Origin of the sequence: uncultured Bacteroides sp. (assembly GCF_902491285.1) — a bacterium.
In the GTDB taxonomy this organism is placed as follows: domain Bacteria; phylum Bacteroidota; class Bacteroidia; order Bacteroidales; family Bacteroidaceae; genus Bacteroides.
This window is the reverse complement of sequence record NZ_CABUHK010000091.1, coordinates 1-20,160: the sequence shown is the minus strand read 5'-3', so window position 1 is coordinate 20,160 and position 20,160 is coordinate 1. Positions and strand designations below refer to the sequence as shown.

The 20,160-nt window shown below is 40.6% G+C and carries 19 protein-coding genes, 2 tRNA genes and 1 pseudogene; 10 read left to right on the top strand and 12 right to left on the bottom strand.

Annotated features, from left to right (window positions below; translation table 11 throughout):
* Positions 1-136 precede the first annotated feature (136 nt).
* The 4 genes from RDN93_RS18710 to RDN93_RS18695 form a co-directional block, all read right to left on the bottom strand.
* A tRNA-Lys gene (locus RDN93_RS18710) sits at positions 137-209 on the bottom strand.
* Between the two features lie 33 nt (positions 210-242).
* Positions 243-315: transfer RNA gene (locus RDN93_RS18705), tRNA-Lys, on the bottom strand.
* 89 nt (positions 316-404) lie between these two features.
* The gene (locus RDN93_RS18700; protein WP_308746893.1) at positions 405-1,208 is read right to left on the bottom strand and encodes an MBL fold metallo-hydrolase; all 804 of its coding nucleotides are present in this window, start codon (positions 1,206-1,208) and stop codon (positions 405-407) included.
* A gap of 82 nt (positions 1,209-1,290) precedes the next feature.
* On the bottom strand, positions 1,291-2,679 hold the full coding sequence (locus tag RDN93_RS18695; protein ID WP_308746892.1) for a peptide MFS transporter: 1,389 nt from the start codon (positions 2,677-2,679) through the stop codon (positions 1,291-1,293).
* Positions 2,680-2,778: 99 nt separating this feature from the next.
* Here RDN93_RS18695 and RDN93_RS18690 point away from each other — a divergent pair, with 99 nt between their 5' ends.
* Complete coding sequence (locus RDN93_RS18690) at positions 2,779-3,201, top strand: BT0820 family HAD-type phosphatase (protein WP_022138799.1); 423 nt, start codon at positions 2,779-2,781, stop codon at positions 3,199-3,201.
* A gap of 212 nt (positions 3,202-3,413) precedes the next feature.
* Here RDN93_RS18690 and RDN93_RS18685 read toward each other — a convergent pair whose 3' ends face one another.
* Positions 3,414-3,662: a hypothetical protein gene (locus RDN93_RS18685; protein WP_308746891.1), complete on the bottom strand. Its 249-nt coding sequence runs from the start codon at positions 3,660-3,662 to the stop codon at positions 3,414-3,416.
* 169 nt (positions 3,663-3,831) lie between these two features.
* Here RDN93_RS18685 and RDN93_RS18680 point away from each other — a divergent pair, with 169 nt between their 5' ends.
* The 3 genes from RDN93_RS18680 (at position 3,832) to RDN93_RS18670 (ending at position 5,483) form a co-directional block, all read left to right on the top strand.
* Entirely contained in the window at positions 3,832-4,281 is a 450-nt protein-coding gene (locus RDN93_RS18680) for a DoxX family protein (RefSeq protein WP_308746890.1), read from the top strand.
* A gap of 96 nt (positions 4,282-4,377) precedes the next feature.
* Entirely contained in the window at positions 4,378-4,929 is a 552-nt protein-coding gene (locus RDN93_RS18675) for a DUF3332 domain-containing protein (RefSeq protein ID WP_308746889.1), read from the top strand.
* 101 nt (positions 4,930-5,030) lie between these two features.
* Positions 5,031-5,483: a hypothetical protein gene (locus RDN93_RS18670; protein ID WP_308746888.1), complete on the top strand. Its 453-nt coding sequence runs from the start codon at positions 5,031-5,033 to the stop codon at positions 5,481-5,483.
* Here the strand turns inward: RDN93_RS18670 and RDN93_RS18665 are convergent.
* A complete protein-coding gene (locus RDN93_RS18665; protein WP_308746887.1) occupies positions 5,437-7,746 on the bottom strand; it encodes a BamA/TamA family outer membrane protein in 2,310 nt (769 codons plus the stop codon). The two genes, RDN93_RS18670 and RDN93_RS18665, sit on opposite strands and share 47 nt — an antisense overlap.
* Positions 7,747-7,889: 143 nt before the next feature.
* Here RDN93_RS18665 and RDN93_RS18660 point away from each other — a divergent pair, with 143 nt between their 5' ends.
* On the top strand, positions 7,890-8,657 hold the full coding sequence (locus RDN93_RS18660) for an RNA methyltransferase (RefSeq protein WP_308746886.1): 768 nt from the start codon (positions 7,890-7,892) through the stop codon (positions 8,655-8,657).
* Here RDN93_RS18660 and RDN93_RS18655 read toward each other — a convergent pair.
* From RDN93_RS18655 to ileS, 5 genes are all read right to left on the bottom strand, one after another.
* Positions 8,608-8,985 (bottom strand): hypothetical protein, encoded by a 378-nt coding sequence (locus RDN93_RS18655; RefSeq protein WP_308746885.1) that lies wholly within the window; start codon positions 8,983-8,985, stop codon positions 8,608-8,610. The two genes, RDN93_RS18660 and RDN93_RS18655, sit on opposite strands and share 50 nt — an antisense overlap.
* Before the next feature lie 5 nt (positions 8,986-8,990).
* Positions 8,991-10,067, bottom strand: a complete 1,077-nt coding sequence (locus RDN93_RS18650; RefSeq protein WP_308746884.1) for a DUF4296 domain-containing protein — start codon at positions 10,065-10,067, stop codon at positions 8,991-8,993.
* Positions 10,060-10,713: a lipoprotein signal peptidase gene (locus tag RDN93_RS18645; protein WP_303876641.1), complete on the bottom strand. Its 654-nt coding sequence runs from the start codon at positions 10,711-10,713 to the stop codon at positions 10,060-10,062. The genes RDN93_RS18650 and RDN93_RS18645 overlap by 8 nt, the downstream gene beginning before the upstream one ends.
* A 98-nt stretch (positions 10,714-10,811) precedes the next feature.
* On the bottom strand, positions 10,812-11,192 hold the full coding sequence (locus RDN93_RS18640; RefSeq protein ID WP_065538645.1) for a TraR/DksA C4-type zinc finger protein: 381 nt from the start codon (positions 11,190-11,192) through the stop codon (positions 10,812-10,814).
* A 35-nt stretch (positions 11,193-11,227) separates the two neighbouring features.
* Positions 11,228-14,716, bottom strand: a complete 3,489-nt coding sequence (ileS, locus tag RDN93_RS18635; protein ID WP_308746883.1) for an isoleucine--tRNA ligase — start codon at positions 14,714-14,716, stop codon at positions 11,228-11,230.
* A gap of 212 nt (positions 14,717-14,928) precedes the next feature.
* Here ileS and RDN93_RS18630 point away from each other — a divergent pair, with 212 nt between their 5' ends.
* The 5 genes and pseudogenes from RDN93_RS18630 (at position 14,929) to RDN93_RS18610 (ending at position 17,914) form a co-directional block, all read left to right on the top strand.
* Positions 14,929-15,978, top strand: coding sequence for a DUF2776 domain-containing protein (locus tag RDN93_RS18630; protein WP_308746882.1), 1,050 nt, complete (start codon positions 14,929-14,931; stop codon positions 15,976-15,978).
* A gap of 316 nt (positions 15,979-16,294) precedes the next feature.
* A complete protein-coding gene (locus tag RDN93_RS18625; RefSeq protein ID WP_308746881.1) occupies positions 16,295-16,534 on the top strand; it encodes a DUF3791 domain-containing protein in 240 nt (79 codons plus the stop codon).
* Positions 16,531-17,063, top strand: a pseudogene (locus RDN93_RS18620) (DUF3990 domain-containing protein). The gene RDN93_RS18625 and the pseudogene RDN93_RS18620 overlap by 4 nt, the downstream one beginning before the upstream one ends.
* Positions 16,996-17,244: a hypothetical protein gene (locus RDN93_RS18615; protein ID WP_308746880.1), complete on the top strand. Its 249-nt coding sequence runs from the start codon at positions 16,996-16,998 to the stop codon at positions 17,242-17,244. The pseudogene RDN93_RS18620 and the gene RDN93_RS18615 overlap by 68 nt, the downstream one beginning before the upstream one ends.
* A gap of 433 nt (positions 17,245-17,677) precedes the next feature.
* Positions 17,678-17,914, top strand: a complete 237-nt coding sequence (locus tag RDN93_RS18610) for a hypothetical protein (protein WP_308746879.1) — start codon at positions 17,678-17,680, stop codon at positions 17,912-17,914.
* A 631-nt stretch (positions 17,915-18,545) separates the two neighbouring features.
* Here the strand turns inward: RDN93_RS18610 and xylE are convergent.
* Positions 18,546-20,000: a D-xylose transporter XylE gene (gene xylE, locus RDN93_RS18605; protein WP_308746878.1), complete on the bottom strand. Its 1,455-nt coding sequence runs from the start codon at positions 19,998-20,000 to the stop codon at positions 18,546-18,548.
* Positions 20,001-20,160 lie beyond the last annotated feature (160 nt).

Here is a 20,160-nt window from a genome sequence, read left to right as displayed (position 1 = left end):
GGGAAGAGGATGTTTTCATGATGCAAAAATAAGAATTTTAACGCAATCCCCCAAGTTTTCAGACTGAGCCCCTTTTTTTATTATCATTCAAGTATTGATATACAAAAAAAGAGGCAATTAATTACCTCTTTTTTTGTACACCCTCAGGGACTCGAACCCTGGACCCACTGATTAAGAGTCAGTTGCTCTACCAACTGAGCTAAGAGTGCAACATTAAATTTACGCTGCAACTTTGGAATTTGTACACCCTCAGGGATTCGAACCCTGGACCCACTGATTAAGAGTCAGTTGCTCTACCAACTGAGCTAAGAGTGCTTATTTCCTCGTTTGCGGTTGCAAAAGTAGGTCTTTTATTTTATTTGACCAAACAATAATGCAGCTTTTTTACTATATTTTTTTCAATTTTATTCGAACACATAAAGCTCGGAAGGCGTATTTCGCTTTAAAGCAAGCAGTTGCACATCTTTGCCAACAATAACCCCTTTGTTCTTTAATTTCCACTCTACAGTTTTAAAAGCCAATTCCGGATGATTATTGTCTTTACTCAAATGGCATAACCAAATATACCGCAAGTGCTCAGTAATATTTTCCGCTAGAAACTCAGCAGTGTCCGAATTACTCATGTGCCCGGTCTTACTTGTGATTCGTTCTTTCAAATATTGCGGATAAGGTCCCATTTGGAGCATTTCTTCATCATAGTTAGCTTCCAGAATCAGATAATGTGCTTTGCTTATATAATGAGCTGCCGTAGGGGTAATCTCCCCAAGGTCCGTCAAGAAAGAAAATATTTTGCCGTCTATCTCAATACAATATCCCACATTATCCGTACCATCATGCGGAACTTCGAAAGATTCGATACGGAAATCCTCTAAAATCATAGGTTCTTGTTTTTCTAGATAACGAACCGATGAACTGAGCTTCTCCGTCATGCAATAACTGCGGTTGATTCCTGCGTGAATACGTGCCGTTGTATAAACCGGGATATTCAATTTCTCACCCAAATGGCCTACAGCTTTGATATGGTCTGCATGGTCATGCGTAATAAATACGGCACGGATACTATCCATCAAGATATTAAAATCCTTCAGTGTTTTTTTTATAGCACGAATACCGATTCCAGCATCAATCAGTATTCCATAGGTCTCAGTGCCCAGATAATAACAGTTCCCGCTACTGCCACTCGCCAAGCTTATAAATTTTACTTTCATGTTTTACCTTCTTTATTAAAATGCAAAATGCCGTCAACTTTTACAGCAAAGTGACGGCAAATATACGTAAAAAAGAAGAGATTTACTGATAAGACTTCTTCTTTTTGTCGATGGATTCGGTGATTTTCGCAAATAATAGCAACGCTACGGCAGCAATCAGACCAATCGCAGCAAAGTAATACCATATATAATGGGCATTTCCGCTTGCAGCTTCCCATGCCGCACGTGTCTCAAACAAAGCCGGATCCGGACAATATTTAGTCAGCAAGATTCCCGCCAGTCCGAAACCGAAGATAGAAGAAAGAAAAGAATGTAAATGACTGAATCCTAAATACATTCCTTCTTCTCCTTTAGGAGCCTGCAAAGAGAAATATTCCAAATAACGCGGTGAAATGAAACACTCGGCAAGTGCCTGCACTACAATGCCTGCAACCATCATCAACGTAATATTACTTATTCCGGAAAGCAGATCACTGCCGAGCAAGTTTCCACACGCCATCAGTAAGGCCGAAACAGGAATTAAAAACATCCCCACATTCATTGAAGTGATAGCACTGCGTTTTGCCATCAGGCGTGTGATAAAACTAACACAACATACCACTACAAAAGGATTCACATTGGCAATCCAGCCTGGTTTTGCCGTTTCACCAGCCATACGAATCACATACTTAGGCATCGTAGCATAAAGCTGCTGTTGCACCATCCAGAATCCTGTGACAATCAATATAAGAATCAACAAACGCCAGTTTGTTACAATCCTCATAAATCCCTGTCCTATTTCGCGAAGGCTTTTTCCTTCTCCCGCCGTATGGGTCGATTTATATAAAAAAACAACGGCAAGCAAAGCAATGACAGTCATTGTCCCTGAAAAATAGTTAATGTATATATACGCCTGTTCACCAATGACATTCCTCAAAGGATCGACAATCGTCTTACCGGTGAAAGCACCCATATTTACCATCATATAAAAAATGGAATAACCACGGGCACGAGTAGCTTCCGTTGTCTCCTTGGCTACAGAAGCGGAAATTATAGACTTGATGAAAGAACCGCCTACCATAAGAATAAATAAGACAGGCACAATCATCCAACGGGAATAGCTGTCGGGTAAACCATTAAACTGAGTCGTTGCACCATAACTTACCAACCCGGCAGCTTCCAATAAGGTAGGCAAAACTCCCAATCCCAAATATCCGACCGATAATAAGGAAAATGCTATAATCATTGATTTCCGGAAACCGATTTTATCGGCATAAGCACCGGAAAAAATAGGAAGCAGATACAACCCACCGGAGAAAAGTCCGGAAATCATACTTGCTTCAAAATCATTAAAACCTAAAATAGAAGATAGATAAATAGTGAGAACGATAAAAACAGCATAATACGCCATACGTTCAAACAGTTCGACTGTGTTGCTGACCCAAAAAGCTCTCGTAAAGCCTTTAGCAGCACGCTGAGGGGAATTGTTCATGTATTTATAATTTTTATTAAAATGTTAATTCGGAACAAAGATACGTTTTTTTGGCTTACTGTCCGTATCTTTGTCTAAAATTAGGTATTAAAAAAAACTATGATTATAGCTGTTGATTTTGACGGAACGATTGTAGAGCATCGTTACCCGCGTATTGGTGAAGAAATTCCATTCGCAGTTGATACACTGAAGTTGTTGCAACAAGAAAAGCATCGTTTAATATTATGGAGTGTGCGCGAAGGCTCGCTTCTGGACGAAGCCGTCGAATGGTGCAAAGCCAGAGGCCTAGAGTTTTATGCAGTCAATAAGGATTATCCTGAGGAACAAAAAGACCATCAGGGCTTCTCCCGAAAGTTGAAAGCCGATATGTTCATAGACGACCGGAATCTAGGTGGGCTGCCGGACTGGGGAGTTATCTATGAAATGATAAAAGAGAAAAAGACATTCGCAGACATATACAGCCAAAATGGTGAAGAAGAAAAGCCATCTCTGAAAAAGAAGAAAAGATGGTTGCCTTTTTAGGCACCCAAACAAATGTAAATTTTGCCTATATAGATTAAAAATGCGACTAAACAGTCGATTTTTGTGACTATTCGGTGTATATTTGCACACCCTTATTTCTCGTGACCTTATTAAAGACACGAGTATTATATGTTTATTTTGATTATTGTGCACTCTCATCAGGCGTGATGGAGTGCACATTTATTTATGAACAATGGCATCCGCCGTTCATACTACCCTTCCTTATTCTCCCATTTCTCCCGAAACTCCCATAATTGCTCGATAATAGGATAAAACGTTGGATTTTCCCAGTTTCTGTCAATCATTGCGCTCAAAGACTCCAAATACTGTTTACTGTCAATAATTGTAGTGCATTTATTAAGCTGATATTTTTCAGTCGGATAATTTTTCGTTTCAAGCATCTTTTTCGCCCAGTTCAGCAATTCCTGAACAGATTCGTTGTCATAAGTATGTTGTGCCATATCTATTCTATTTATTTTTTCGACAAAGATACAAAGTTTATTTATTCACGAATAAAGTTACTTATTTCTTTTCAATATCACACGACTCTATTTTATAATCGTCATAGAACAAATTAAAGATATTTTATGTTTATATAAACAAAGATGAACTTTAAAAACAGAACAACTTATGATTTACAATTTTTTATTTCCCACAAAGCCCAATACAACAAAAGCATCTTTATTGCTGTTGGCAGTCCGGATAATCTTCGGTATATTATTAATGAACCATGGTATACAAAAATGGAGTAGTTTCCAGGAGTTATCGGCAGTCTTTCCCGACCCTTTAGGAATAGGAAGCCCCATATCTCTCGGACTAGCTATTTTTGGCGAACTGGTGTGTTCAATGGCATTCATCGTCGGATTCCTATACCGATTGGCAATGATTCCGATGATTTTTACAATGATTGTAGCTTTTTTTATAATTCATGCAAATGATGTATTTGCAGTTAAAGAGATGGCTCTCATTTATTTAGTCGTGTTTATAATCATGTACATCGCCGGTCCCGGTAAGTTTTCAATCGACCATATTATCGGGAACGAATTGCAGCGACGAAAATCTAAATCATATAAAAAGTAGGAATAATAACCTTGATTAATTTAAAAACATTATATTTGCATACATTTAAAAGAGAATATACAAACATTTTTTATTAATCAAAAAAAACATTTTGACATGAAAAGAGGGAAACTGTCTTTAGTCGCAGTAGTACTTAGCGGCAGCCTATTATTCAGTTCTTGTGTAGGTTCATTCGGTTTATTCAATCGCTTGTCTTCCTGGAACCAGTCTGTTGGAAACAAATTCGTGAATGAACTTGTATTTCTGGCTTTCAACATCATTCCGGTTTACGGTGTAGCTTATCTGGCTGACGCTTTAGTAATCAACTCTATTGAATTTTGGAGCGGCTCCAATCCGATGGCTAACGTAGGTGACGTGAAGAAAGTAAAAGGAGAAAACGGCAACTACATGGTGAAAACACTTGAGAATGGTTATTCTATCACTAAAGAAGGTGAAACTGCTTCGATGGATCTGATTTACAACAGAGAAGCCAATACCTGGAATGTTGTAGCAAACGGCGAAAGCACAGAACTGGTAAAAATGAACAATGACGGCACGGCTGATTTGTTCTTGCCAAACGGTGAAAAAATGAATGTTACACTGGATGCCCAAGGTATGATGGCAGCCCGTCAGGCAACAACAAGCAACCTTATGTTTGCAGCCCGTTAATAATTAATTCAAGAAAACAATAGTCAAGGAGATGAAACTCATCTGGATAGGTTTCATCTCCTTTTTCATTATCATTCCTGACTACAAATATATTTTACACCATGAATAAGCTACGTCTATTTATACTTTCATCCTTATTCTTCACATGTCTGTCATGCCGGCAACACCCCCCGCAAACCCAGATAGAGCAGGCAGCAATCGATTTTTGTGAAGCTTTTTATAACCTCAACTATCCGCTTGCCGAAGAATATAGCACGCCTTCTTCCCTATCCTATCTCAGTTTTCTGGCATCTAATGTCCGGCAAACTCACTTGAATCAATTAAAAACACAAGGAGCAGCCAAAGCCTCAGTCATCTCAAGTGAGATAGACGCCAACTCTGAAAGAGCAACGATTGTCTGCCAAATAAAAAATGCATATATCATAAATCCGATTAATGGAGAAATGAAACAGATAAGCGCCTTGAAAGATACGCTCGAATTAATAAGGAAATATAATAAATGGCTGGTCAGAAAGGATATCCCACTGCGAAATGGAAAGCAAAATCGCGACTAAACTTAGGATGGACAATAGGGAAATGCTCTTTTCTAGTTTTAAAAGCCGGATTAACCGCCTTCATACCCCCGTCAAAACGAAGGATAAAGAAATCCAAATCAAGCCGCAGTCCTAGTCCGTAGGCTACTGCTATCTGTTTATAGAACTTATCAAATTCGAAAACGCCCCCCGGCTGATTCGCATAACTCCTGATAGTCCAAATATTACCCGCATCAACAAATACCGCTCCCTGAAACTTCCAGAACAGTTTACTCCGATATTCAATACTGGCATCCAGCTTGATATCTCCGGATTGATCCAACAGGTTCCCATTTCCAGCAAAAGAGCCCGGTCCCAAATCACGTACCGACCAGCCGCGGACACTATTAGCTCCGCCTGAAAAATATTGTTTCTCAAACGGGATCGTTTTCGCATTTCCGTAAGGAACTGCCACTCCTATACCTGCATGAAACGCAAATGAATTACGATAATCAATTCTTATATTTTTAGCAAAATCGAATTCTCCCTTGAGGTATTGGGCATAAGGAATACCCAGAATGGCATACTCGCCATTAGCATTCTTCCGGATGCCTGTCGCTTTTGACAAAGCATACATTACATTTCCGGCAGATTCAAAATTAAAACGGATAGAATATGAGTTGGCAGCGATTGTATTATTTACGATAGATCCGCCTACACTATTATAATTATAGCTATATCCCATATTTATAATCAACCGGTCCTGATAATTATACTGAAAAACCTGATTTTGTCCTTTATTAATATAATCCTCTCTGAATTTGTCGGAAATACGCGGCAAATAGAGGAAACCGATATTAATCAAATCGATACGATGTTGTATTCTCTGACGTTGAGTCCACTTGTAGCTCCAGTTAGCGGAAGCCATCGTACGCAGAAATTCAGGTCGCAACTGATAATTATACTGTAATCCGAACTCCGTAGTGGCCCGTATCTTCCGCTTAAAATCCGAAGAAAGAAAAGGGAACAGGAAATTGGGAAAATTGATACTCGTCTCTACTCCATATTCCGTATAGTTATTATTTGAATAACCCGCCTGAAGTCCGGAAATCACTTCATAAGCACCGCGGAATTTTATCATAAAAGTCTCCGACCCCCGAAAAAGATTCCGGTTCTGAAAAGAGACGGAAGCCGCTGCGCCCAAGTCACCGGCAGAGTTTGTCCCCTCTACCTCGAAAGCCACAGATTTATGCTTACTTTTAGTCAGCATCACATAGCAGTCAAGCTTTGTCGAATCTCCTATCTGAGTCTCAACAAAACGGATAGTAGTATATTTCAATGCAGACAAACGTCCGAAACTGGAATACGTCTGCTGTACATCCCGTTCATTATACAAATCTCCAGGACCGAAACGAAGATTATCCGTAAGCACTTTGGGCCGCAGATAAAGTCTGTCTTTATAATAAATCGGATATCCTTTATAATGTACAGAGTCATTGACCTCCACACTGCTCATTGCAGAAGACTGCAACACATCATAATCCGTAATGAAATTAATTTTGTTAATCCAATACTGCTGATGCGCCTTTGCGGAATCACCCGCATGAACTTTATACGGCTGCAAATGTTGAGTTAAATCTACATTATAAGTATTACGAACCGTATCAGCGGTATAGCCAATATAATCCTTATTAAATTTATAATAACCGTTCCGCAATAGTCTGTCCGTGATACGCTGTCTGTCTGCATCCAATACATTGACATCAAAATACATCCCCTCTTTCAGCAAGCTCCTGGCAGAATCCCGTTTTAGGATACCGGCTATTTTAGGGTCGGTTATATCATATTTAATAGACCGGACAATATATGGTTTTCCTGCCGTCACGTCATAATACAGTTTTATCTTTTTCTTCTTTATCTTCACCGAACGTTTCACCGTCGCTGCCATATACCCCATATTATGCACAGCTTTTGTAATTTCTTCCTCAGAACGTTGCGCTTCTTCCTCACTGTATATCACAGGAGCATCTCCTATTCTTCTCAGAAACTTGTTCCCCCATTTGGTAGAATCACGTCCCGAAAGGTTGTAGACATAAAGCTGTGTCTTTATCAGACTAAACCACTTGGCATTAGGATTCTGACGAACATACATGCGTAAAGAAGAAGGGCGGATATTTTTCTGGTCCGTACGAATCTTGACTTCATCCAACAGATAAGAACCTTCCGGCACAAACTTGGTGGCAGTGCACGAAGCAAGTGACAGGACAGCAGCGGAAGCAATCAAAAAAAGAAAATTTCTCCTCATACGGTTGTTTACATCGATAGCATAAAAATGCGATTACAAAGATAAATTATATTTTCCGATGGGGAAAATAAATTAAGAAAAAGAGAGAAAAGTGAGGATAGATTGGAAATATCTTTATAGCTTTGCAAAAGAATATCAAATTTATGGCATCACTAAGTAAAAACAAAATAAAATATATCCACTCGCTGGAACAGAAGAAAATACGAAAGGAAGAACGGGTTTTTCTTGCTGAAGGCCCCAAACTGACAGGTGATTTACTTGAACATTTTCCTTGTCGTTTTTTGGCTGCCACTTCATTATGGCTTCAAAAACATCCGGATATTCATGCAAATGAAATCGTAGAAGTTTCTCAGGAAGATCTTTCCCGAGCCAGTCTGCTGAAAACTCCCCAGCAGGTACTTGCCGTTTTTGAACAACCCCAATATACTCTTGACCCGGAAGTTGCGCGCCACTCTCTTTGTCTGGCATTGGACGATGTTCAGGACCCGGGGAATTTAGGCACTATTGTCCGGTTGGCTGATTGGTTCGGCATCGAGCATATCATTTGCTCACAGAATACGGTAGACGTATATAACCCCAAAACAGTGCAAGCCACGATGGGCGGAATCGCACGGGTAAAGGTACATTATACTTCTCTTACTGATTTTATACGTTCACTTGGAGATGATATTCCTGTATTCGGCACTTTTCTGGATGGAGAGAATATGTACAAGCAACCATTATCCGCTACCGGACTGATTGTGATGGGAAACGAAGGTAACGGTATAGGAAAAGAAGTGGAAACGTTAATCAACCGGAAACTTTATATTCCCAATTACCCGCAAGGCCAGGAAACGTCCGAATCACTCAATGTAGCTATCGCTACCGCAGTAATCTGTGCCGAGTTCCGTCGACAGGCTGCATGGAAGTAAAATCAAAAGGATAAAACAAATAAGGCCATAAGGCTTCTCCTTTCTTTTCCATTTCACGAAGATACCTATTAAAATTATTCAGGTACAGATTACACTGATTACACGGTTTAAATGAGAAAACCGTATAATCCGCGTAATCCGTACCTGCAAGCTTATATTGATTTGCAGAAAGCAACACAATAACTCCCGGCATCCATTCCACAGACTCTATTTCTTCAGTCAATGGGAATATACTCCGAACAGTTCCTTCGTCATTTATCTCCACCACCTGTTGTTTCACAAATCCGACATCAGGTATCAGTAAATAATGAGATGCAAATCGTTTCATAATAACTAGCGAGGTTGATTTCTTTGCTGCTGCCGCTTACGTTGGTTCATCTGCCGCTCTCTTCTTTGTTCTAGTCTTTCCTGTTGGATATGCTGCTCAACTTCAATCTGTTCCGGTCTCTTCTCACGGTGAGTTCCCGTACGGCGGCGGTTCATTTCTTCCGGTGTCAGACGTTGGATATCCTCTTTATTTTCTTCTACCACTTTATGCAAAGAATCAGCTTTTTCCTTATCAGAAAGCTTCTTAAGAGAATCCACACGCAAGGCTTCTATCTTGTTCAGCGAATCGCGGACTGCAAAAGCAAGTGTATCTGTACAATGATAACGGGTCATCATAAAACGATCGGCCAGTAGTGCCCCCGCCTTCTCCTTATTTCCCACAGGATAATAAATGAATCCTCTTATCTCCTTCATCTGCCCCAATGTATCTGCAAACAAGCGTATCTGCCGAACACCCGGTTCGGTCACTGTTTCCCAATGATTGACAGTATCTTTCTCGTATATCACCTGCATTGCCATGGTAACAGACCTTAAAGAATCGGCAAGCATCGGTTTGAGGAAGTTATAACGCACTTCCCACACCAATGTATCCCGGTCTTTGTAATTAGAGTCGGTCGGCAAAGCAAATACATACTGATTATTCATCATTTCACCGGTCAGGCGCACCATGCGTTGCCACGGCCAAACGTCGATACTGTCACCGGATTTTGTCATCTTCGGCTTCTTGTCACGTTTGGCAATCAGGTCACCGACAAGTTCCTGCTCGTCTTTCAAACGTTTCCGCACCTTATCATAAATTTTCGACAGTACTTCTGTGTTACGTGTGTACCAGACCATAGATGAGTCGAACGCAGCTTGTGTAGTCCCGTGCTTCTTGAAAACAGCATCGATATACAACGCTTTCTTATAGTTTTCGCTATAAGGCAGATTGTCTCCCATGGATCTTGCCAGATGATAATCATATAGCAGATTCTCCATCTTCGATTCCGAAATTACATCATTAGGTCTTTTCACTTTACATCCGGCTACTGCAAACGCAAGCATACAGACAAGACACAGATGAAACCGAAATTTATTATTCATGATTCGCACTTTCCTTTTTATCTTTATCCAATGAATGATAGGACTCATTCAGATATTTACTATAAAAGAGCAACAAAGCAATGATACCGCAACTAATGGCGGCATCCGCAAAATTAAAGATCGGGCTGAAGAATATAAAATGTTCCCCACCTACAAATGGCATCCACGTAGGCCAGTTCGTATCTATAATCGGAAAGTAAAACATATCCACCACTTTACCGTAAAACCAGGTGGAATATCCCCCACCCTCAGGCATAAACGTTGCAATCTGGGAATGTGTGCTTTCATTGAAAATAACTCCATAGAAAACACTGTCTATAATATTTCCCAATGCACCGGTCAGGATCAAAGCCACACAAACAATGTATCCGGTTTTAAAGCCTTTCTTCACTATTTTATAGAGATACCAGCCTATCAATGCCACTGCAACAATACGGAATGTGGTCAGGAATAATTTTCCGAAGATTTCCATACCGAAAGCCATACCGTTGTTTTCGGTGAAATAAATATAAAACCAGTCTGTCACACGATTACTTTGGTGCCAGTACATATGAGTCTTAATCCAGATTTTAATGACCTGGTCGATAATCAATACGGAAAAGATAACGAGAAGGGCAATTCTCCCCTTCGTGAATAGTTTCTTCATGTGTTCATTATAAATTAAGCATAACGAGCTACAAGTGCCGTGCGTAAACTTTGCGCAGCTACTTGTAGCTCGTCACTCGTAGCTTGTGTAGCTATCTATTATTTTTTACCACTGTTTTTTGCCTCAATACTCAAAGTGGCATGAGGAACAGCACGCAGACGCTCCGCCGGAATCAATTTACCGGTTTCACGGCAGATACCATACGTCTTGTTCTCGATACGTATCAAAGCTGCCTGCAACCCCTGGATAAACTTCAACTGGCGTTGTGCCAGGCGGGTTGTTTCTTCCTTGGAAAGCGTATTCGCTCCTTCTTCCAGCACCTTATATGTAGGAGATGTATCATCGGTATCATTACCATCCAATCCCATCAAACTCTTCTTCAACTGTTCATAGTCACGTTGCGCCAATTCCAGTTTCTCCATAATGATGGCACGGAATTCTTCAAGTTCCGCATCTGAGTATCTAGTCTTTTCTGCCATAATCTTACAATTTTAAGAGGTTAATCAATATAGTATTAGTCTTTTATCACATTCACGAACAGTGAGAAATCGTCAAAGCTAAGCTCTGTACCGTCTTTCACTTCATCAACAAGTTCCAAAGATGTGCCTAAAACCTGGTTACAAATATAAGTATTATATTCTTTTACCGCATCATCTGTTTGCGTATTTTTCGAGATTGTTATTTTTATTTTGTCTGTTATCTCGAAACCGCTTGATTTACGTATATTTTGAATACGGTTCACCAATTCACGGGCAATACCCTCACGACGCAATTCTTCGGTAACGGTAACCTCAAGTGCCACAGTCAACTTACCTTCATTGGCAACCAGCCATCCCGGAATATCTTCACTGAAAATTTCTACATCCGTCGCTTCGATGACCGCTTCCGCTCCATCCAGGTTCAACGCATATTTTCCGTTCTTTTCGAGTTCGGCGATTGCTTCCTGCGACATATCCGCAACAGCGGCAGCCACCGCCTTCATCTGTTTTCCAAACTTCGGACCGAGCTTCTTAAAGTCACATTTTACTTTCTTCACCAATACACCGGCAGCACCGTCAACAAAATTGACTTCTTTGACATTGACTTCATTCATAATCAAGTTCTTCACAGCTTCGATATGAGCTTTCTGCTCTTCATCTACCACCGGAACCATGATACACTGTAGTGGTTGGCGAACCTTGATATTCACTTTACGGCGCAATGCCAGTACCATAGAGGTCACATCCTGTGCCATCTGCATACGGGCTTCCAATTCCTTGTCTATCATCTCTTCCTGACATTCCGGGAATTTAGCCAGATGGACGGAAACCACATTATCACGTCCTGTTGCGGTAATCAAATCCGTATATAACCGGTCTGCATAGAACGGTGATATAGGAGACATCAATTTGACAACTGTTTCGAGACAGGTGTACAGTGTCTGGTATGCAGACAATTTATCTTGTGTAAATTCACCGCCCCAAAAACGTTTACGGTTCAGGCGAACATACCAATTAGACAAGTTATCATTCACAAAGTCGGAAATCAAACGACCTGCCTTTGTCGGCTCATATTCATTATAGCAAGTATCTACCTCTTTAATCAATGTATTCAGCACGGACAATATCCAACGGTCGATTTCCGGACGTTCCGCCATCGGCACGTCAGCTTCCTTATATTCGAACCCGTCTACATTGGCATAAAGCGCGAAGAACGAATAGGTATTATATAAAGTACCGAAGAACTTACGGCGAACTTCTTCCACTCCTTCCACATCGAACTTCAAGTTATCCCACGGAGAAGAGTTAGTTATCATATACCAGCGCAACGGATCGGAACCGTACTTCTCAATCGTAGTGAACGGATCGACAGCGTTGTTCAAGCGCTTGGACATTTTATTACCGTTTTTGTCAAGCACCAGTCCGTTAGAAATAACAGCCTTGTATGACACACTGTCAAATACCATGGTAGCGATAGCGTGCAGCGTAAAGAACCATCCGCGTGTCTGGTCTACCCCTTCTGCGATAAAGTCGGCCGGGTATACCTGGCGATTATCCAGTAGTTCCTTATTCTCAAACGGATAATGAATCTGTGCATAAGGCATAGCACCCGAATCGAACCAAACATCGATCAAGTCAGATTCACGCTTCATCGGCTGACCGTCTTTCGATACCAATATAATATCGTCTACATAAGGACGGTGAAGGTCAATCTTATCATAGTTCTCCTCGGTATATTCGCCCGGGACAAAACCTTTGTCTTTGTACGGGTTGGATTTCATAAATCCGGCAGCTACCGATTTTTCTATTTCATTATAAAGTTCTTCTACAGACTCGATACACTTTTCATCTGTATTATCTTCCGTGCGCCAAATTGGTAACGGAGTACCCCAATAACGGGAACGGCTCAGGTTCCAGTCATTCAGATTTTCCAACCACTTGCCAAAACGACCTGTTCCGGTAGATTCCGGTTTCCAGTTGATAGTCTTGTTCAGTTCCATCATCCGTTCCTTGCAAGCCGTAGAACGGATAAACCAGCTATCCAACGGATAGTAAAGTACCGGTTTGTCTGTACGCCAGCAATGCGGATAGTTGTGGACATGTTTCTCTATTTTGAAAGCCTTGTTGTCTGCTTTCATCATCATGGCAATGACAATATCCAGAGATTCGGCAGCCTGTGCAGCTTTCTCATCGTATTTGCCATCTACCATAAATTGAGGATCATAGGCATTTTTCACCCATGCGCCCTGATAGTCCTTATATTTGTCTACATCCACACATTCTTTGACGAAAGTCTCATCCAGTTCATCCAACAGATAGAATTTACCTGTCAGGTCTACCATCGGACGAGTCTCACCTTTCTTATTAATCATAAACAGTGACGGTATTCCTGCTGCACGCGCCACATTCGCGTCGTCCGCACCAAATGTCGGTGCAATGTGAACGATACCCGTACCATCTTCTGTAGTCACATAATCACCCGGTATTACACGGAAGGCTTTATCACTGGCTTTCCAAGTACCGTCTTCGGATACTTCAACCGGTTTCACCCAAGGAATCAGTTGCTCGTATTCCATACCAATCAGGTCGGTACCTTTATATTCGGCAATAACCTTGAATGGCACAAGTTTATCTCCGGCCTTGTAATCTTCCAGCTTCAGATCTGCCGCTTTCGGATTGAAGAGAGTACTCAATAAAGCCTTTGCCAAAACAACTGTAATCGGTTCTCCGGTATAAGCATTATAAGACTGTACGGCAACATAATCAATTTTCGGTCCTACACAAAGAGCCGTATTTGAAGGCAACGTCCACGGAGTGGTTGTCCATGCTATAAAATAAGGAGTTCCCCACTCTGTCATTTCCGGTTTGGGGTTCTTCATCTTAAACTGGGCAACGGCTGTTGTATCCTTTACATCCCGATAACAACCCGGCTGGTTCAACTCGTGCGAGCTCAAACCTGTTCCGGCAGCCGGAGAATACGGCTGAATAGTATATCCTTTGTATAACAGTCCTTTTTTATGCAATTGTTTCAGCAACCACCACAATGTTTCAATATAGCGGTTGTCGTATGTGATATAAGGATGCTTCATATCCACCCAATATCCCATCCGGTGAGTCAGGTCTTCCCACTCTCTGGTGTATTTCATCACGTCCTTGCGGCAAGCGGCATTATAATCGGCAACAGAGATTTTCTTACCAATATCTTCCTTTGTGATACCTAATGCTTTTTCCACACTCAGTTCCACAGGCAGTCCGTGCGTATCCCATCCGGCTTTACGCTTCACCTGATAACCTTTCATCGTTTTGTAACGGCAGAAAATATCCTTAATCGTACGAGCCATTACATGGTGAATACCCGGCATACCGTTAGCCGAGGGTGGTCCTTCGAAAAACACAAACGAAGGGCAGCCATCACGTTCTGTCATACTCTTGGCGAAAACCTGGTTTTCGTCCCATTTCTTCAGCACATCTTTGTTCACCTGTGAAAGGTCAAACTGCGAATACTCAGTAAATCTCTTACTCATAGCTGTATCTACGATTTTACTATTTACAATTTACACTTTGAGGGGTATCCCCGTTTTTAAGGGTGCAAATTTACAAAAACATTTGTTTAGTTGAGCAAAAAGCAATGACTTTTAATCAGAATCATATGAAGTTAATGATTATAAACGGCTTATAGCCTAAACAAAACGGATATATCCTTGTTGTAGTGAAAAAACTAAAAGCACTTAACTTTATGAATTACGGTATTAGTATTTTATTCAGAGCAATCCCTTTGGCGATGGCACTTTTTTGCTTCGGATACGGGGCATTCATTTATGGTTACGGAGATGCAGGCAGCCGTGTTGTAGCAGGCCCTGTCGTATTTTCATTAGGTATGATATGTATTGCGCTGTTTTGTACGGCAGCCACCATTATCCGGCAAATCATACATACTTATAACCAGACGGCGAAATATGTTTTGCCCATCATAGGATATTTGGCAGCTACAATTACCATTATCAGTGGTATCTATATTTTCAGTAATGCCACTTCCACTTCTGCCTTCGTCGCAGGTCATGTGATTACAGGGGTAGGATTTATCACTACTTGTGTAGCTACTGCCGCCACTTCTTCCACTCGTTTTTCTTTGATTCCGGGCAATTCAAAAACGACAGGATATGAAGTTCCACAGGGAGCGTTCTCTGTAGGGCAAAGACGGGTATTAGTAATTATTGCAACCATTATTTCCCTTATCGCATGGATATGGGCTTTTATCTTATTAAGCAACAGCCATTCCCATCCCGCTTATTTTGTAGCAGGTCATGTAATGGTAGGTCTTGCATGTATTTGTACCAGTCTGATTGCGTTGGTAGCTACTATCGCACGTCAAATACGTAATGAATACCAGGAGAAGGAACGAAGCAAATGGCCGAAACTGGTGCTACTAATGGGCTCAATCTCTTTTATATGGGGAATATTTGTAATTTTCGCAGATTCAGGTAGCGCAAATGGTACCACGGGATATATTATGCTTGGTCTCGGTCTGGTTTGTTACAGCATTTCCAGCAAAGTAATCCTGTTAGCCAAAATATGGAGACAGGAATTTAAACTGGCCAACCGTATCCCCATGATTCCGATATTGACGGCATTAGCCTGCTTGTTTCTAGCTGCTTTCGTGTTTGAAGTTGCAACGGTACATGCTGATTATTTTATTCCGGCACGTGTTTTAACAGGATTAGGAGCAATCTGTTTCACCCTGTTTTCTATCGTTAGCATATTGGAAAGCGGTACTTCTTCGAGGTAAAAATATAGCGTCACTATGTGCCCCGGATAGTGACGCTATCCTAAGCATATAGTGACGCCATCGTGACAGGATAGCGTCACTATTTTTATTTCTTCAATCTGACCTCGTAGACATCGTTCCAGCGGTCTTCAAAATAAAAAAGCATTATACTTAAATATTGAATCACATAGAAAAAACAGACCTACCTATATTGGATAATCTGCCATTTTTTTTGTTTTATGAAGTAATACTTCTATATTTGTGTATGCATAGCACTTATGCCAAGCATAGGAATACGTAAACAAAATAAAGTAGAATTTGCATAAATGGTAACAATATGGAACAACTTATAGAATTATCACCAACTGAAATTAAATTAGCTTTCGTTGCTTCTTGCATTGAAGGAACTGCACGTCGGCTCGGCAAATCCTATCAAGAAATATACGCTCGAATGAAGTCCGTAGGGATGATAGCAAATTATATTCTACCTAATTATGAGGTACTTCATACCGAAAGTCGTGAACATGTGACAGATAATATGATAGAGTGTTTAATTACATGGGAGAGTAAAAAATAAAAATAACTGTATATCATGGCGGAACAGAATAGTTATTAATCCCATCTGTGGTTTCGGACGCAAAAACCTTGATTTCGGACAGGGATTCTATGTTACAAACATTAAAGAGCAAGCCTTCAAATGGGCTATAGCTATATCGGCCAAGAGACAGGCTAAAGCATTAATTAACATGTATCAATTAGACCGTGACACGATTATGAAAGAAGGACATTGCAAAATATTTAAAGCCTACGATGCCGAATGGCTGGATTTTATAGTAAACAGCCGAAAAGGATTGAATCCGGCAGCTAATTACGATTATATCGAAGGTGGTGTAGCTAACGACCGTGTTATTGATACCATAAATTTATATATGACAGGATTAATGAGTGCAGATGTAGCTTTGCAACGTCTCGCTATGCACCAGCCGAACAATCAAATTTGTCTGTTAAACCAAAAATTAATTGATAAATACCTTAGTTATGATGGAACAGAATCTGCAGAATGCCCCCGTAAAATCCCCTGTTATCCAAGAAATGATATTAAGTAACCGGATTGGCTGCATATCAGCCGAACTGGCAAAACGGCTGAATATTGCTCCCGAAAGAGCATTGGAATTATTTTATGAAAGTAAAACCTGCGCAGACTTACATAATAAAAATACAGGTCTCTATTTGTATGGCAATCTCTATATAGCTGATGAGTTTATAAGAGAACATGAATATAGATAAGATTTATATACAATTATATTTACAACTTTCCATAACAATATGTATTTCAGAAACAACTATTGCACTTTAACACCACACAATTTTCACACAGATTCTTGTGCTATTTAATTTGTGACTTCCGAGAATTATCGTATATTTGCAACGCATAACATTTTATTCCACGAAGCAGTGAACCTGCTTCAACCTCAGTAGCAGGCATGAAGAACAAAGCAATGCACCTGTAAAAGCTGTTCGAAACAATCGGCAAGAAGCAGACTCTCCCAATCCGGAAGAAAAAGAGAAACTAAAACAGTTTTATTTAGCCCAATCACATCGACTATGCCCTACCGTATCAGTCGATCGTTCGGAATCACAGCGCCTAGCGGCGTTACACCACAAAATCAAGCATTTCATCAAGGCGTTAACCAACCTCGACCGTCCATGGGAAAATGGAATGCCGGAGATGCAAAAGGCTTGTCTACATTTCCTGGCTTTACAAAATTCACCTCGTGCAGAATGCCAAAAGATATTTGAAGAATGGACGAAATGGTCGGACTTCCTGATAGCAGCTTCCTGCTATCGTGGTTTCGTCAGTCAAATATTGCAGGACTATCATCGCCAATTACATGACTTGGAAAAACTCTTGGGCGGCAAACCTACCGAATTAGTGGAGAATACCTCTGACCGTTAATACAGATTTGGTATCCATTATACTTATACCACCAAAACAGGGCATCTATCATTAATAAAATCTCCGAATAAAGGCCGGACAGGCATAAAATAGCTTGTTTTTGTCGCAATGAACCCGTATAAATCCGGTCATTATACCTTAATAATCCAACTTTAATAGCGACAAGTTTATAGCCCACATATGTGTGATATATAGCCTGCATACGTGGGCTGTATGGTTTACATATGCGGGCTGTACAGCCTACATATGTGGGCTATAAAAAGACTACTATTCCAAATAGATTATTGAACTGTAAAATATGGGTTATCTTACTATAAAGTATGTATCCTTACGCCTTTAAATGGATATTCCCACCTGATACTAGACTAAAACAGATACGGTATAAGTATGATAGATACTTAATTTTTATGATAAAAGAATGATAGATACCTTTTTACGAACATATCTATCATACTTATTTTTCTGATAATAAAGATAATACAAAAATGAATGATAGTATGATGGATGTTTTTTCTCATTATGTAATACAAATGATTATGACACCATACCATTGGCATGATGTCATAATCTTGATAGAATCGTGCTGTCACACTGAAGCCTTGACGACACGATGAAATTACACTAACCTAATTTACTTATTTTTCTTCCAAAGCTTGCTCATATCTTCCAGTGTCTTGCCTTTCGTTTCGGGCACCCAACGCCAAACGAAAACTGCGGCAGCTACACAGATAATTCCATAAAGGCTGTATGCGAACATCGGACTGAAATCGTACAATGCCGGAAAAGTGGAAGATATAATATAATTAAATATCCATTGGAAAGCTACAGCGATGGCAACTGCCTTGCCACGAATTGTATTCGGGAAGATTTCTGAAATCAATACCCAGCAAATCGGTCCCCATGACATCATAAAGAATGCGGCATATACGATAACCGAAACTACCGGGAAGATTCCCTTTATAGCCATGCTATCACACATTGCTACTGCAAATGCTCCTACTGCCATACCGATAGAACCGATAATCAATAGCGGTTTACGTCCGAAGCGGTCTACTGTAAAGATAGCAACCAATGTGAAGATGATGTTTACGATACCCATAATAACCGTTTGCATCATACCGCCACCTTCTGCGCCTGCATTTTCAAAAATGCGCGGAGCATAGTAAAGTACCGCATTAATGCCGATAGCCTGTTGGAATACGGAAAGAAGGATACCGATAACAATTACTGCCACTCCATAAGTAAAGAGTTTTTCTGTCTTTTCGTGGGCGGTAGCTTTGATATCATTAAGGATTTCCTGAGCTTTTGCTTTGCCATTAATTTTTTCCAAAATAGAAAAGGCTTTTTCTTCCTGTTGTACCAACACCAAATAACGGGGAGTTTTCGGCACGAAGAACAATAACAAACCAAAAAATGCAGCAGGAAAAGCTTCCGAACCAAACATATAGCGCCATCCTTCTTGTACAGTCCACATATCAGACTCGGAGCTTACCGATAAGACTCCGGCAGCATCTTTCAAGATGATAGGATTCTGATGGTCACCCATAATCAGGTAATTCACAAAGTACACCACCAACATACCGAAGATAATGGCAAACTGGTTACACGAAACAAGTGTTCCGCGAATATTGGAAGGGGCTATTTCCGCGATATACATCGGACAAACGGCAGATGCCAGCCCGACACCGATACCGCCTAAGACACGATACAGATTAAAGGCAATCAGCAAGTCCATATTCGGCTTTCCGTATTCGAAAAACAAGACTTCAGGATAATAAGAACCTAATGCTGAAAGGAAAAAGAGTATGGCGGCAAGCCTCAACGAATTACGACGCCCCAGACGGGATGCGAATATGCCAGAGAGCGCACCACCAAGTACGCAACCTATCAATGCACTGGAAGAAGTGATTCCATGCATTACTTTGTTATATTGGAAATCGGAAGCCGAAAGGAAAAAAGCTTCCAAGCCTTTTTCTGCGCCGGAAATCACTGCCGTGTCGTAGCCGAAAAGCAGTCCCCCCAGGATAGCAACGGATGTGATGGAATACAAATAGAGTTTGCTTCCTTCGTTCGTTGTATTATTCATAGTTTTTATAAATTGGATAAGTAGTGTGTAGTAGTTGGATTAGATACAAAAGAAGGTGATAAAGCAGCAGTCCAACCACTGCTTTACCACCTTAATGTTAGATTCAATTAGCAATACATATTCAGAATTGCTTCATAAAGTTCTTGTTTACCGCTAGTCT